The 14,785-nt window shown below is 67.4% G+C and carries 10 protein-coding genes; 5 read left to right on the top strand and 5 right to left on the bottom strand.

The genetic code is table 11. The features are described from left to right. Positions 1-9 precede the first annotated feature (9 nt). Together BLU77_RS09735 and BLU77_RS09730 are read right to left on the bottom strand one after the other, a co-directional pair. A complete protein-coding gene (locus BLU77_RS09735) occupies positions 10-1,611 on the bottom strand; it encodes an ABC transporter substrate-binding protein (RefSeq protein WP_089772747.1) in 1,602 nt (533 codons plus the stop codon). A gap of 101 nt (positions 1,612-1,712) precedes the next feature. Continuing rightward, on the bottom strand, positions 1,713-4,127 hold the full coding sequence (locus BLU77_RS09730) for a polysaccharide lyase 8 family protein (RefSeq protein ID WP_089772746.1): 2,415 nt from the start codon (positions 4,125-4,127) through the stop codon (positions 1,713-1,715). Positions 4,128-4,355: 228 nt separating this feature from the next. On the opposite strand from BLU77_RS09730, the gene BLU77_RS09725 reads away from it, so the two are divergent. Together BLU77_RS09725 and BLU77_RS09720 are read left to right on the top strand one after the other, a co-directional pair. Then, positions 4,356-5,471 carry a substrate-binding domain-containing protein gene (locus BLU77_RS09725; protein WP_089772745.1) on the top strand — a complete coding sequence of 372 codons (1,116 nt, stop codon included), beginning with the start codon at positions 4,356-4,358 and terminating at the stop codon, positions 5,469-5,471. A gap of 127 nt (positions 5,472-5,598) precedes the next feature. Continuing rightward, positions 5,599-7,566: a penicillin-binding transpeptidase domain-containing protein gene (locus BLU77_RS09720; protein ID WP_175477012.1), complete on the top strand. Its 1,968-nt coding sequence runs from the start codon at positions 5,599-5,601 to the stop codon at positions 7,564-7,566. Positions 7,567-7,708: 142 nt separating this feature from the next. On the opposite strand, the gene BLU77_RS09715 is transcribed toward BLU77_RS09720, so the two are convergent. Together BLU77_RS09715 and BLU77_RS09710 are read right to left on the bottom strand one after the other, a co-directional pair. Next, complete coding sequence (locus BLU77_RS09715; RefSeq protein ID WP_139177711.1) at positions 7,709-8,317, bottom strand: hypothetical protein; 609 nt, start codon at positions 8,315-8,317, stop codon at positions 7,709-7,711. Between the two features lie 48 nt (positions 8,318-8,365). After that, positions 8,366-9,088: an IclR family transcriptional regulator gene (locus BLU77_RS09710; RefSeq protein WP_089772742.1), complete on the bottom strand. Its 723-nt coding sequence runs from the start codon at positions 9,086-9,088 to the stop codon at positions 8,366-8,368. Positions 9,089-9,196: 108 nt separating this feature from the next. Here BLU77_RS09710 and leuC point away from each other — a divergent pair, with 108 nt between their 5' ends. The 3 genes from leuC to murA all read left to right on the top strand — a co-directional run bounded on the left by leuC (position 9,197) and on the right by murA (position 12,805). Continuing rightward, complete coding sequence (leuC, locus tag BLU77_RS09705) at positions 9,197-10,678, top strand: 3-isopropylmalate dehydratase large subunit (RefSeq protein ID WP_089772741.1); 1,482 nt, start codon at positions 9,197-9,199, stop codon at positions 10,676-10,678. A 26-nt stretch (positions 10,679-10,704) separates the two neighbouring features. After that, positions 10,705-11,343 (top strand): 3-isopropylmalate dehydratase small subunit, encoded by a 639-nt coding sequence (gene leuD / locus BLU77_RS09700; RefSeq protein WP_089772740.1) that lies wholly within the window; start codon positions 10,705-10,707, stop codon positions 11,341-11,343. A gap of 148 nt (positions 11,344-11,491) precedes the next feature. Continuing rightward, positions 11,492-12,805 (top strand): UDP-N-acetylglucosamine 1-carboxyvinyltransferase, encoded by a 1,314-nt coding sequence (murA, locus tag BLU77_RS09695; RefSeq protein ID WP_089772739.1) that lies wholly within the window; start codon positions 11,492-11,494, stop codon positions 12,803-12,805. 73 nt (positions 12,806-12,878) lie between these two features. Here murA and BLU77_RS09690 read toward each other — a convergent pair whose 3' ends face one another. Continuing rightward, complete coding sequence (locus tag BLU77_RS09690; protein ID WP_089772738.1) at positions 12,879-14,780, bottom strand: hypothetical protein; 1,902 nt, start codon at positions 14,778-14,780, stop codon at positions 12,879-12,881. Positions 14,781-14,785 lie beyond the last annotated feature (5 nt).

Here is a 14,785-nt window from a genome sequence, read left to right as displayed (position 1 = left end):
CGGACCGCGTCATTCTGTGACGTACGCGGATCGCAGGACGAGTCCGCCGCCGACCCTGGACGTGATCCCTCCGGCGCCGGCGACGGCGGAGAAGCGCGGGGCCGAGGAGATGGGCAGCATGAACGATTCGTCCAGCATGTAGTCGGTGAGTGCGGACACGGTGGCATCCTGATCGGTCTCGGTCAGCGCGAGGATGGCGTCGTTCACCAGCTCCTGGTGCCGTGGATCGTCGACGTTGGAGAAGTTCCGGTCCGGCGTCAGAGGTCGGGAGATGGTGAACGCATAGGCCGGGTGGAACCCGTCGACACCGTAGATGTTGGCGGCGAGGTCCTGATACGTGCCCGTCGTGGCGAGTTCCGCCCACTCGGCGGCCTCGACGCTGCGCACCGTGAGCTCCACTCCGATCTCGGCCAGGTCAGCCTGAAGGATCGTTGCCATGTCCTCCAGCTCCGGGAACGAGGCGTTGGTGACGATCTCGATCTCCAGATCCTCAGCCCCAGCCTCGGCGAGTAACTGTTCTGCCCTGTTCAGATCCTGGTCATAGGTGCGCGCGGCCTGTTCGTCGTGGGCGGGCGATCTGGTCGGCCAGAAGATCGAGGTCGGCTCCACGTAGCCCTCCATCACCTCGCTGGCGAAGCGCTCGCGGTCGATCGCGTAGTTGATCGCCTGCCGTACTCGTGCATCACTGAGGGCATCGGACGTGGTATTGGCCGTGATGTAGAACATGTCCACCGGATCGTTGACCACTTCAATGCCCTGCCCCTCCAACCGGCTGGCGTCGGTAGCAACGATGCCTTCGGCCACGTTGATCGCGCCGCTCTCCACCTGGGTGGCGAGCGATTGTGCGTCACCGACGACGGTCGTTTCGATGCGGTCGAGTAGCGGCTCTTCGCCCCAGAACCCTTCGTTCTTGATCAGGGTGAGGCTGTTGCCGGGCGACCAGTCCTCCAGTTCGTACGGTCCGGTGCCGTTCGCCGTCTGCTCGGCGTCCGGACCTTCGACCGTCTCCTGGTCGACGATGGCCATGAAGTTGAACATGTCAAAGATGCCCGGTGTCGGCTGGGAGAGGGTCAGGCTGAGCGTGTAGTCGTCCGGTGTCTCCATGTCGGTGATCAGGTTCGACAGCCCGGAGAGCTGCGTCGCCCCGACTTCGGGGTCCCGGACGCGCTCGATCGTGTAGACGACGTCGGCCGCGGTGAGCGGCTTGCCGTCGTGAAATGTGACATCCTCGCGTAGGTCGAAGGTGACCTGGGTGTAGTCGTCGTTGACCTCCCACGACTCCGCCAGCGACGGGTGCGGTTCGAGGTCCTCGTCGTACTCGATCAATCGGTCGTAGACGTTGTTCAGCAACAGGTAGTTGTTGGCTCGGATGTGATTGCCGTCTAGCGACAGGACGTCGCCGAGGCGGCCAATCGTGAGCGTCCCGCCGTCCACCGGATCGACGCTCGGTGGGCCGCCTTGTTCGCCGCCTGACTCGACTGGTGCGCAGGCGCCCACGACCGCCAATGTCAGCGCCAAGCCGGCGAGCGCTCCCGGATGTGCCGGGCGCAGCCGACGGGGCCGACGCCCTCGGTCGTTGCTGGGATTCTTCATGGAGATGCCCTTCGTCATGATGGTGTGTTCATTCAAGAGGTCGTGCTGCTGTCGTTGGACGCCGGTTGCCGAGCGGCGTGCGACCCGTCGCAGTCGTGAGGCTTGGCGCCTTTGCACGATCAGGCTGGATAGAAGGTGACGGTATGAGTGGTGCCGAGGCTGCCGGCCGTGTCGACCGTGAAGTTCGCCGAGGCACCGAGGGAGTTCACGGTGACGGTGTCATCGGCGGAGAACGACCCGAACCCGGAGATGGCGACGTCGACACTCACGCTCGCCAACTCCTGGGTCGGGTCCGAGAGAGCGACCGTCAGCGGGCTAGCGCCCTGTTGTTCCACGCCGAGCACGACGAGAGAGCAGCCGGCATCGACGGTGAGGTCTCCGATCGATCCGGCGCTCCACCGGTTGGCGAGCAGCACATCCCGGTAGGCGCCGCGGACAGCCTGGAGATCGCTCGTGTTGGTGATCGTGTCCAGCTTCATGTTCTGCGCGCGCTGTGCGGTCTGGGCTGGGGTGGCGCCGGGAAGCAGAATGTAGGTGTATCCGGCACTGTCCGGCTGCACGCCGTGGTCAAGCCACATCGTGACATACCGCCGGGTGATCGGATCGGTCGGTGCCGTGCCGTGGAGGTTCCCGATATCGGCCCAGGCGCCCGTGCGTTCTTCACGGAGCGCGTGCAGTGTGGCCCCACCTGGGAAGATGTAGCCGCCGACACCCTGAAGGTGCGCCCAGGTGGCGGTTCCCGAGAAGGTCCACCCCAGGCTCCCGGGCTGGGTGACCCCGTCGATCGTCAGCGCGTTGGTTCCGTCAGGGCCCAGGTTGCGGTTCTCGACCACGGTCTCCACCCGGTGGTTGGGCTCACTACCGGTGATGCCGGCACCGAACGCGACGACCAGGTTCTTGAAGCACATCCAGGACTTCTTGGCCCGCAACGGCGACTTTCTTGCCTCGAGGTCCTGACCGACCGCGGCGAGCTCCTCCTCGAAGACCGCGCCACCTGCCCAGGATGCCTGAACGGGTGCGGGAGCGCCGATGCTGTACTGAGGAAGCGGCACGGTGTCGATTGTGGTGCCGGGCAGCCGATAGAGGTCGACCGTCGGCCAGAAGTTGTCCGAGTACTGCGCGTTGTCGGAGTTGTAGAGGTACGTCATGCCGTCGCCGGTGTGCCAACCTTTGAGGTTCTCGGCATTCATCGACTCGTAGTATGCGACGCGTTTGCTGGACATCGAGATCCCCAAGGCCCAGCCAGGGCGCCGGTGGACCGCCCGGGCCATGCCCGGGAAGAGGCTGTGTCCGTCCGGTTCCCCGGTGGAGGCGACCGATCCGTCCGCGAGGAGCTGTTTGAACAGTGCAACCTGAGGGACCTTCCCATCGATGAACGGGCTCTCATAGGTGTGCCGGTACAACCAGCCCTTGCACATCCCGCGCCATCGCTGTGCCGTGCTGGCGTCTGCGGCGTCGGCCAGGCGCAGCATGCTCTCCATCACAAGCCGGGCGCGATCGTGACCACGCTGATTGAACCGGCTGATCGCACGACCGCGAACCAGGTCCAGCATCTGGCCGTCGTAGACCATGGGCGCGTAGGTGTGATCGACGGTATCGAAGACGAACTGCTGATGGGCGCTGGTGAGCTCCCAGGGGGTCCCGGCCAGCAGCGCCATCTGCTTCGAGATGCCGAGATTGTCACGTCCGCCGAGTAGCTCGATTCCGTAGCTGCCGGTGTACGCGACATCGAGATGCTGGATGAACGATCCGTCCTCGTAATACCCGTCGGCACTGGTCACAAACTGGAACACCGGCGCGAGCGCGTCCCGGGCTGTCTGGATCCTCGCGGTGTTGTCGCTGATCACGCCGCTCACCAGGACCGATTGGCATACGTTGACCCGGTTCGCACCGGTCATGTTGGGCGTCGGAACGAAATGATCGATCGCGGCCGCGTATCGGCTCAGCGCCTCGGCCGGGATGTTGTCGTACAGCAGAACGCAGGTGTTGCCGAGAGCGTGCGGCCCGGAGATCTTGAGATGGAACCAACTGCCGAACGGTTCCTGGGTGTCGTTGTAGATCTCCACGTTCGCGGTCTCCAAGCCCGCCAGCACGTCGGCGAGGACGTCTGGGTCCCCTTCGTGAGCTGAGCCAATGGTGCTGAACGCTGTCGCCATCCGTTCCAGGCGCTGAAAGGTGTCTCGCATCCACGACGACGCAGTCCTGTCACCCGCGGTCAACGGGAGATCGGTGAACACGCGGTCGCGGCCTGCGGTGCGGTCGACGAGTGCGACGTGATCGGCGACATCGGAGTCCAGTCGGGCCACAGCCGCGGCCAGATCGGAATCGGTCGTGTCATAGGAGCCGCCGGTCAGCAACTCCTTCCAAGCCGTTCGCAGCGCAGCGATCGCGGCTTCGCTGGTCGTCAGCGGCGTCGCACGTGCCGCCGGGGCAGCGGAGAAGGTCGGTAAGACAGCAGCGACGGCCGCTGCGCCGCCAGTCGTTGCGAGAAAGTGCCGTCGTGTCCACTCATGTCTTGCCTCATCCTCGGCCATGAGAACTCCTACCTGACGTCGTCGTCGGTTGTGTGTACGGACTGTTCGATAGCCGGCGAGCACGCCAGGTCAGCACATGCTGGTACCGGTACCATCCGTTATAGTGGTACCGGTACCAGCCAGGTGTCAACAGGGAGTCGGGAGCGTGATGGTCTCGTTAGATTCGGCCGATGCTGTTCGTGGTGTGCGACACCGCGCGCGTTATGCTGACGGATTCCGAGGTCGGAAATGAGGAGGCCGAGCATGTCCGAGCGGCCGGCGACGATCCGTGACGTCGCCCGCGTGGCCGGAGTCGGGACCACGACGGTGTCGCGTGTGATCAACGATCGACCGAATGTGAAGCCGGAGACCGCGCGGCGCATCGAGGAAGCGATCAAGACCCTCGGGTTCCGGCCCAACCGGCTAGCCAACAGTTTCCGGAACCGCAGCCTCTCGATGATCGGGATGGTGGTCCCCGACCCGACCCCCACGGTGTTCTCCGCCATCGCTGACAGCGTCGACGAGTTCGCCGAGGAACACGGGATGGTTGTCGTCACCGCGAAGTCTCGCCGAGATGCCCGTCGCGAACGTGCCCTGGTCAGTGCCTTTGTCGAGAAGGGGGCCGACGGCATCCTGCTCGTCACCGACGACGACGACCACCGGTACCTCGAAGCAGACCTTGCGCGCGGCTACCCCTTGGTCTTCGTCCTCGATCCGCCAAATGGCGTAGAGGCGCCCGCCGTCGTGGGTGATGATCGCGGAGGAGCGCGTGAAGCGACCCAGCACCTCCTCGCGCATGGTCACGGCCGAATCGGCCTGGTCGGCAGCACGGCCAAACCGTCGACGGCGGAGCGGGTCGAGGGCTACAAAGCTGCGCTGGCCGAGAATGGAATCGCGGTCGATGCGAACCTGATCAGGACCCAACCTGTGAGTACCGACCACGGTTACACCGCGACGCGGGACCTGCTGTCCCTGCCCGATCCACCAACAGCTCTCTTCAGCACCAACTACCCAGCCACGATGGGCGTACTCAAGGCGCTGCGTGAGCATCCTTCTCCGATCGGATTGGTGTGCTACGGCGAGTTCGAAGCCGCGACACTCCTCAGCCCTGGAGTTACCGTCGTGACCTCTGATCCGCATGTCATAGGCCAGCAGGCAGTACAGCTCCTGCTCGATCAGATCGGCGGGAACGGCCCGCGGGCTGCTCGAGTGACCGTTCCGCCTTATCTGGTACCGCGGGGCTCTGGGGAACTCCGTCGAGATCAGTCGTCAGGGCCTTTCGTGGGCTCTGGTGATCCCGATCGTGTCTCTCACATCGAGTCACAGCTCCGCTCGAATGCGCTCCAGGAGGGGCTGGCTGACTGACTGGGCGGCTTCTCTCCGGATCTGAAGCCACCGGCAACCAGTGCTGCACCGGGAGAGGTGAGCTCCACCGTCGGGTGTGGCGGCATGGCTCACCGAGCCTGTCAGGATGCCCGGTTACCGTAGGCCCATGGTCACCACGATGGCGTACCGTCGCCGCTCCCGGACGATGTCCGGCGTTGCTGCGCTCGTCACTGCATCGCTGCTGCTGGTCGCCTGCAGCGACGACGACCCCGAGCCCGACGAGTCGGCCAATCCCGAGTTGGATGCGGCAGCCGCGCTCGCTGAGGCGCTGACCACGGGGGAGTTCGCGGATGCGCCACTCACCGAGGACGACCGCACCCTCGCCGCTGAGCAGTCCGAGGAAGTGCTCGGCGAGCTGACGGCGCTCGCCTCGCCCGCCATCGAGGTCACCTGGTCCTCGAGCGTCTACGAGGAGGACGACGCCGAGGGGGTGCTGGCAGCCGATGCCGCCCTCACCTGGACCTGGGACATTCCCGGCTCCGACGAGGACTGGTCGTACCCATCCTCGGTGCACCTGACCTCCGCCGACGACGGCCCCTGGCTCGCGCAGTGGTCGCGCGACCTGCTCGCCCCCGACCTGGGCGAGAACGGTGTGGTCACCGTGGAGCAGAGCGACGCCGAGCGCGGCGACATCCTTGGCCGTGACGACGAGGTGCTGGTGACTGCGCGGGAGGTCTACCGGATCGGCATCGACAAGACCTACATCGAGTCCGACCAGTGGGAAGACGATGCGATCGCGCTCGGCGAGGCACTGGAGATGGAGGACCCCCAGGCCTATGCCGACCGGGTGCTCGCCGCCGGGGACCGGGCCTTCGTGGTCGCGACGGTGGTCCCGCAGGACGATCCGGACACGGACATGGGCTCAGTGCGGGGCATCGAGGGCGTGAACCTGGTGGCTGACGAGCGCCAGCAGGGGCCGACCCAGTACTTCGCGTACTCGATCCTCGGCGGGGTGGGTGAGGCGACGTCGGAGATCATCGAGGGCTCCGACGGCGCCATCGAGCAGGGCGACCGGGTCGGGGTCTCCGGACTGCAGCTCGCCTATGACGAGCAGTTGCGCGGGTTCGGCGGCCTGACGATCTCGGTCACCTCCGGGGACGAGTCCACCGAGGTCTACACCTCCGAAGCAGTGCAGGGCGAGCCCCTGCGCACCACCTTCGACCTGGAACTGCAGCAACGCGCCGAACAGATCGTGGATGGGCTGGAGGTACCCGCCGGATTGGTGGCGATCGAACCGTCCACCGGCAACGTGCTCGCTGCCTCGTCCAGTGCCGCCAGCAACGGCTGGTCCACGGCCACGCTCGGGCAGTACGCGCCGGGATCCACCTTCAAGGTGGTCACGCTCCTGGCGCTGCTCCGCGCGGGGATGAGCCTCGACGACACGGTCTCGTGCACCGAGAACCTCACCGTGAGCGGACGCGAGTTCGACAACTATCCCGGCTATCCGGAGTCCTCGATCGGCGACATCCCCCTCGAGGAGGCGATCGCGCAGTCCTGCAACACGGCTCTGATGTCGGTACGGGACCAGATCACCGCCGCCGACCTGGCCGATGCCGCTGCCAGCCTGGGGCTGGGGCGCGGGGAGGATGTCGCGCTCGGTTACCCGGTATGGCTCGGCTCGGTTCCCACCGAGGCCGAGGGCACCCTGCACGCTGCCGACCTCATCGGTCAGGGGCAGGTGCTCGCTTCACCACTGGCGATGGCAGGCGTTGCCGCCTCCATCAGTGCCGGAGAGGTGGTCACCCCGGTGCTGGTGGACACCGACGAGTACCGGGAGGGTGCCGCGCAGGCGGTCGAGGACGTGCCCACCCCGCTCACCGAGACCGAGGCGACGCTGCTGCGGCAGGCGATGCGCGCCGTCGTGACCGACGGTACGGCGAGCCAGCCGCTCGCGGACGTGACCGACAACGGCGACCTCATCGCCAAGACCGGGACGGCCGAGTACGACGGCGGAACGCACGCCTGGATGATCGCCGCGCGTGGGGATGTGGCCGTGGCCGTGTTCTTGGAGGAAGGATCAGACGGCGCAGGGGCAGCCGGGCCGTTGATGGCGGAGTTCCTCGGCAGCTCCTGATCCTCGGCGACGTGACGGCACGATCCTTCTGACGGGCCAAGACCACGCGGTACCCGTTGGGAAGTTCGTGGTGCCCACCGGGCCTCACGTCCTCGCAAGCGCCGCTGGAACGTCCGCCTCCCGGGCCGCGACCGGACTCGACTCACCTGAGGGAGACGGTCGTGCCGAGCAGTGCGGCGGCCGGTGCTCGGCGGGCGTCGGACCGGTGCCCTGCCCGGCACCATGCTGCCTGCGCCTGCACGATGCTGATCGCGGCAGCCGGCGAGAGTGGCCGACCGGGCGCGCTCGGCCGGTCGGTCGGATTCGCTCCGTGGACTGTTGACGCGATCATGTGCTCCAGGGCGGTCCACTGCTCTGCGGTCGGGGCGGCGCACAGCGACCCGGCGATGGACATCCTGCCGAGTGTGTCGCCCTCGTGGCCGATGAAGTCGGCCCAGGTCCCCGCCTTGATGTGTTTGGTGAAGCTGATCCGTGAGACCGCTGAGAACGGGATGGTGCGACGACGGGTGCGCAGGGACCTCTCGGCAGTGCGGATCTCGAGCCGTGGCAGGCCAACGGCACGTACGAGAATGATCAGCACACCGATGCCGACGCCAGGCAGCCCGAAGGTGGCACCACCCGGTGCGCGGTCATACGTTCCGACGATCGCGACCAGTGTGACCAGCGCCGTGATCCCCATGACCAACCAGAACGACCACCCGACCCCGCGATTACAGCGCACGCTGGGTGGCACGTGCAGTGGTTCGGTCACCGAATCTCCCTCCGACGCACCAGCGACAGGCTCCATGACCTCGGATGGCTAGTCGTTGTCTCCCGTACGCAGCACGTCGCTGAGCCGATTCGCGGCGGCCATCACGGCGTTCGCGTGCAGCCGTCCCGGCTGGCGGGTCATCCGCTCGATCGGCCCGGAGACCGACACCGCGGCGATCACCCGGCCGGACGGGCCACGCACCGGAGCCGACACCGAGGCCACGCCGACCTCGCGCTCGCTCACGCTCTGCGCCCAGCCTCTCCGGCGCACGCCGGAGAGGATCGTGGCAGTGAACTTCGCGCCGTGCAGGCCGCGGTGCAGCCGATCCGGCTCCTCCCAGGCGAGCAGCACCTGGGCGGCCGACCCGGCGAGCATGGAGAGGGTGGCTCCGACCGGGATGGAGTCCCGCAGCCCCATTTGCTTCTCCGCCGCGGCCACGCAGATGCGCTGGTCGCTCTGCCGCCGGAACAGCTGGGCGCTCTCCCCGGTGTGGTCGCGTAGGGCGAGCAGCACCGAACCGGCCGCGGCGAGCAACCGATCCTCACCGGCCGCCGAGGCAAGCTCGGCCAGGCGCGGTCCGAGGATGAACCGGCCCTGCATGTCCCGGGAGACGAACCGGTGGTGCTCCAGCGCTACGGCCAGGCGGTGGGCGGTCGGGCGGGCGAGATGGGTCGCGGCGACCAGTTGTGCCAGCGTCGCCGGGCCGGCCTCAAGGGCTCCCAGGACGATCGCGGCTTTGTCGAGAACGCCGACTCCGCTAGAGTTGTCCATAGGTCGATATTGCCATCTCACACCGTGAGATATCAAGTCTTGGTCATCGACCCTCTCGGAAAGGCCCACCACCCACCGGGCCGAACGATCGATAGAAGGTGACGTGTCATGGTCGGAACGCTGGCCGAGAAGGTGTGGAAGGACCATGTGGTCCGTCAGGGAGAGGGCGGCGCGCCCGACCTCCTCTACATCGACCTACACCTCGTGCATGAGGTGACGAGCCCGCAGGCGTTTGAGGGCCTGCGCCTGGCCGGGCGCCCGGTCCGCCGGCCGGACCTGACGCTAGCCACCGAGGACCACAACACCCCCACGCTCGACATCGACCTGCCGATCGCGGACCTGACCAGCCGCACCCAGATCGACACCCTCCGCAAGAACGCCGAGGAGTTCGGCGTGCGGATCCACTCCCTGGGCGATGCCGACCAGGGCATCGTGCACCAGGTCGGCCCGCAGCTCGGCCTGACCATGCCCGGCCTGACCGTCGTCTGCGGCGACTCACACACCTCCACCCACGGCGCCTTCGGCGCGCTGGCGTTCGGTATCGGCACCTCCGAGGTGGAGCACGTGCTGGCCACCCAGACCCTCCCGCTCGCCCCGTTCAAGACGATGGCGATCACCGTCAACGGTGACCTGCCCCCGGGTGCGACCTCCAAGGACATCATCCTGGCGATCATCGCCAAGATCGGCACCGGCGGCGGCCAGGGCTACGTGCTCGAGTACCGGGGCGAAGCCATCCGCAAGCTCTCCATGGAAGCGCGGATGACGATCTGCAACATGTCTATCGAGGCCGGTGCCCGGGCGGGGATGATCGCCCCGGACGAGACCACCTTCGCCTACCTCAAGGGCCGGCCGCACGCTCCCGAGGGAACTGACTGGGACGAGGCGGTCGAGTACTGGAAGACGCTGCGCAGCGATGACGACGCCGTCTTCGACACCGAGGTGGTCCTTGAGGCCGACGACCTGGAGCCGTTCGTCACCTGGGGCACCAACCCGGGCCAGGGGCTCCCACTGAGCGCCAACGTGCCGGTCCCGGAGCAGATCGCCGACGAGAACGAGCGCGTCGCCGCGGAGCGGGCCGTGGAGTACATGGGCCTGGTGCCCGGCACCCCGCTGCGCGACATCACCGTCGACACCGTGTTCATCGGCTCCTGCACGAACGGCCGGATCGAAGACCTCCGCTCGGTGGCCAAGGTGCTCAAGGGCCGGAAGAAGGCCGACAACGTCCGCGTGCTCGTCGTTCCCGCTTCCGCACGGGTGCGCCTGCAGGCTGAAGCCGAGGGCCTGGACCAGATCTTCCTGGACTTCGGTGCCGAGTGGCGCAACGCCGGGTGCTCGATGTGCCTGGGTATGAACCCCGACCAGCTCGCCCCGGGGGAGCGGTCCGCCTCCACGTCGAACCGTAACTTCGAGGGCCGGCAGGGCAAGGGCGGTCGGACCCACCTCGTCTCCCCGCTGGTCGCCGCGGCGACCGCGGTACGCGGCACGCTGTCCTCCCTGGCCGACCTCGGCTTCGGCGCCGAGGTGGATCTCGCCACCTTCGACGGCACCCCACTGGCCCCGCTCGACCCGCGCGTACCGCTGCAGGTCTGAGCTAGAGACTCGTCAGGAGAAGAGCTATGGAGAAGTTCACTACGCACACCGGCGTCGGGGTCCCGCTGCGCCGCAGCAACGTCGACACCGACCAGATCATCCCCGCCGTCTACCTCAAGCGGGTCACCCGCACCGGGTTCGAGGACGCCCTGTTCGCCGCCTGGCGTGGCAACCCGGACTTCGTGCTCAACCAGGACGCCTACTCCTCCGGTTCCGTGCTCGTGGCCGGCCCGGACTTCGGCACCGGGTCGTCCCGTGAGCACGCCGTCTGGGCGCTGAAGGACTACGGGTTCAAGGCGGTGCTCGCCTCCCGGTTCGCTGACATCTTCCGCGGCAACTCCGGCAAGCAGGGTCTGCTCGCCGCGCAGCTCGCCCAGGATGACATCGAGCAGATCTGGAAGGTGCTCGAGACCGAGCCCGGCACCGAAATCACGGTGGACCTGGAGAACCGGACTGTCACCTGCGGATCCGTGGTGGCACCGTTCCAGGTGGACGAGTACACCCGATGGCGCCTGATGGAGGGTCTGGACGACATCGGCCTCACCCTCAACCACGAAGCGGACATCACCTCCTTCGAGGCCAGCCGTGGTTCCTGGCGGCCGAAGACCCTGCCGGCCAAGCACCTGCCGACGGTCGAGATCGAGGCAGCCCGCTCGAGCTCCTGATCGACCCCATCGAGTGCCCGGCTTCTCGGCCATATCCAGCGGATATGAACGAGACGCCGGGCACTCGCGCGTGGAGCCGGTGACGTAGGCTTGACTGGCCCGTTCCACCGGACGGGCACGAGTCAGGGGTCATGATGAGGACGGTCGGATGAGTCATCTGCGGGTGCACGGCGGGACGCCGCTGGCAGGCGAAATCACGGTACGTGGGGCGAAGAACTTCGTCTCCAAGGCGATGGTGGCCGCTGTGCTCGGCGAGGAGCCCAGCGAACTACGCAACGTGCCCGAGATCCGTGACGTCAACGTCGTGGCAGGCCTGCTCAAGCTGCACGGGGTGCAGGTGGAGCGGGACGTCGCCGGGGGTGTGGTCCGGCTGAACCCCCGTTTCGTGGAGACTGCCCACAAGGCCGATATCGACACTCATGCCGGGGCCAGCCGCATCCCCATCCTGCTCTGCGGCCCGCTGCTGCACCGTCTCGGCGAGGCCTTCATCCCGGACCTCGGTGGCTGTCGGATCGGCGATCGCCCGATCGACTACCACCTGGAGATCCTGCGCCAGTTCGGCGCCCAGGTGGACAAACTCGATGCCGGCATCCTGATCACCGCTCCGAGAGGCCTGCACGGCACCAAGGTGGATCTGCCGTACCCGAGCGTGGGAGCCACCGAACAACTGTTGCTCACCGCCGTCCGCTCCCACGGGGTCACCGAGCTGCGCAACGCCGCTATCGAGCCAGAGATCATGGACCTGATCGCGGTACTGCAGCGGATGGGGGCCATCATCTCGGTCGACACCGACCGGGTGATCCGGGTGGAGGGCGTCGACCATCTTGGCGGGTACACCCACACGGCACTACCGGACCGGATCGAGGCCGCCTCCTGGGCGTCTGCCGCACTCGCCACCGAGGGTGACGTCTACGTCCGCGGTGCCCGCCAGGCCGACATGATGACCTTCCTGAACACCTTCCGGAAGGTCGGTGGCACGTTCGACATCGACGACGACGGCATCCGTTTCCGCCACCCCGGCACTCCGCTGCGCTCCATCGTGCTGGAGACGGATGTGCACCCCGGGTTCATGACCGACTGGCAGCAGCCTCTCGTCGTGGCGCTCACCCAGGCCACCGGACTGTCGATCGTGCACGAGACCGTCTACGAGAACCGCTTCGGCTTCACCGAGGCGCTCCGCCAGATGGGCTCGACCATTCAGGTCTACCGCGAGTGCCTGGGCGGGCTGGAGTGCCGATTCGGGCAGCGGAACTTCTTCCATTCCGCCGTCATCTCCGGACCCACCCCGCTGCGCGCCGCCGACATCGAGGTGCCCGACCTGCGCGGCGGGTTCTCCCACCTGATCGCCGCCCTCGCGGCCGTCGGCACCTCGGACGTGCGCGGCATCGAGTTGATCAACCGCGGGTACGAGAACTTCACCGGCAAGCTCGAGGCGCTCGGCGCCAAGTTCGAGACGGTCTGAACACCCGACGGCGTTCCTCATCCGGTCAGGTGACCTCACCTGAGCCAGGCGAGGGCCGCCGTCGGGAGCCGGCTCAGCCGAACCTGATCAGGGTGGCGGCACCGGCGTCCAGGCGCAGCACACCGCTGCTCATGGCGCGGTACTCGCCACGGCGCAGGTCGAAGGACTCCGCGCCGGTGCCCAGGCTCAGCTCGACGTCGGCGCGGACGTGCCGGGAGAAGTTCGCCACCAGCACGTACCGCCGATCCTCGGGACCGGTGAACCGGCCGAGCACCACACCGTCACCACCGATCGCGGTGAGATCCTCGTCGGGCTCGAACGGGTCCAGGCCTGCCGGCGCCTCGTCCACCCCGGCCACCTGTACCGCGGTGGAGGTGAGCGGTCGCAGCTGCGCACCGAGCGGCGCGAGATACTCGGTGTTCACCCGGGCGGCGGCGCGGTACAGCCCGGTCTGCCGGCCCTCCACCGTGATCAGGCCTTCGTGGAACCCTTCTCCGCGGGCCGGGTCCGGCGTCCAGTAGGTGAAGTACTGCACGCCCTTGTACCCGTAGGCGAGGCTGATGCTGATCTGCCAGCGAAGGTCGTCCTCGGTCGGTACGTCATGACCGGCGTACCCCACGCTCTGGATGTACACCCACGGCTCCCGGCCGTGGTCCAGCGCGGCGATGCGCACCTGGGCAAGGTTCTCGAAGTATCCGAGGTCCTCGCCGTCGGCGAGGATCGGGTACCTGTCGAAGGAGAGCACGGGCGTGTCGATCTGCTCAGCAGCCCGCTCGTAGGCGCCCCCGTCGCGGAACTCCGGAACGCCGTTCGGGAAGTGGTTGAGATAGTGCAGGGCGTCCGGGTATGCCTGGTTCGCGGCCGCGACGGCGGTGGCGAGCTGGGCGAACTTCGTCTCGCGTGGTTCGTCGAACAGGTGCAGGCCGGCGAAGGACGTGCGCCCGGATCCGGCGGGCCGGCGCCACGCCGAGAGGTCGGTCTCGAAGTCCTCGCCGAACAGTTCCGAGCCGTCCGGTGCGGTGACCCGCACCTCGTCGAAGAAGGCCGACTCCGACCCGGCCTGCCGGAAGCCCGCGCTGCCCGAGGTGAAGGTGCGGTCGGTGGTGGTGTCGACCACCTCTCCGTCGATCGTGGTGGTGATCGTGGCACCGTCCAGGGTGGTCTCCACCTGGTAGGTCTGTCCCTCGGTGAGCGGGAAGGGGAGTGGGGTGGAGGTCACCGTCGGTGTACCGCCGACGAAGACGGCCTTCGTCAGCGCGGCGTTGCCGTCACTGCCTTGGGAAGACAGGAGCCACACGTATGCGTTCGCCTCGTCCTGTACGCGGAACGCCCAGCCGGCCTGAGCGTGCCCGCCCGCTCCGGTGGGGCGGGGTTGGGTGGTGAAGGCGAACGTGTAGTCGTCCCAGTCCGTCCCGTCGCTGACCCAGCCGATGGAGCCATTGCCGCTGCCGCCGGTGATCAGCAGGCGGCCCTGCTGCAGCTGCCACTGCGGGGCGTAGCGGCCGACCACCTCGGCGACCTTCTGCCGGGCCTCGTCCTCGCTGAGAGTGAACGGCTGGGCGGGGTCACCGAAGGCGAACTGGCGCAGCAACCATCGGATGTCGGGGTCGTCCACGAGCACGTGCAGCCCGGCCTGCTCGGCCACTGCCAGCTGGTGGTGGTTGATGTGCACGTCGGCGTAGGTGTAGTTGCCGCCGTGGACGAAGGTGAACCCTGCGTCGGCGATCTCCTGGTAGCGCTCCACCGTGGTCTGCAGCGGGGGTGGCGGCCAGAAGATGCCGATCGGGAACCGGTCATCGGCCAGGATCGGTCCGCCGGTCGATCCGGTCTCGGACGCGGCTGAGTCGGGGGCGGCATGTGCCGCCGCGACGGGACCGATGGTAGGAGCGCCGATCGCGGTGGCGAACGTCGCGCCTGCTCCCAGTCCGCTCGCGCGGAGGAAGGTCTTGCGGCTCAGGTGGTGCGAGGTGGTCATCGTCG

The sequence above is a fragment of the Ruania alba genome (assembly GCF_900105765.1).
Classification (GTDB): Bacteria; Actinomycetota; Actinomycetes; order Actinomycetales; family Beutenbergiaceae; genus Ruania; species Ruania alba.
The sequence above is the reverse complement of the archived record's forward strand: the minus strand, read 5'-3'. Positions and strand labels throughout refer to the sequence as shown.

Bases quoted from the DNA above. Each gene is read 5' to 3' on its own strand.
- BLU77_RS09735 (WP_089772747.1), bottom strand. From the start codon at position 1,611: ATGACGAAGGGCATCTCCATGAAGAATCCCAGCAACGACCGAGGGCGT.
- BLU77_RS09730 (WP_089772746.1), bottom strand. From the start codon at position 4,127: ATGGCCGAGGATGAGGCAAGACATGAGTGGACACGACGGCACTTTCTC.
- BLU77_RS09725 (WP_089772745.1), top strand. From the start codon at position 4,356: ATGAGGAGGCCGAGCATGTCCGAGCGGCCGGCGACGATCCGTGACGTC.
- BLU77_RS09720 (WP_175477012.1), top strand. From the start codon at position 5,599: ATGGTCACCACGATGGCGTACCGTCGCCGCTCCCGGACGATGTCCGGC.
- BLU77_RS09710 (WP_089772742.1), bottom strand. From the start codon at position 9,088: ATGGACAACTCTAGCGGAGTCGGCGTTCTCGACAAAGCCGCGATCGTC.
- leuC (WP_089772741.1), top strand. From the start codon at position 9,197: ATGGTCGGAACGCTGGCCGAGAAGGTGTGGAAGGACCATGTGGTCCGT.
- leuD (WP_089772740.1), top strand. From the start codon at position 10,705: ATGGAGAAGTTCACTACGCACACCGGCGTCGGGGTCCCGCTGCGCCGC.
- murA (WP_089772739.1), top strand. From the start codon at position 11,492: ATGAGTCATCTGCGGGTGCACGGCGGGACGCCGCTGGCAGGCGAAATC.
- BLU77_RS09690 (WP_089772738.1), bottom strand. From the start codon at position 14,780: ATGACCACCTCGCACCACCTGAGCCGCAAGACCTTCCTCCGCGCGAGC.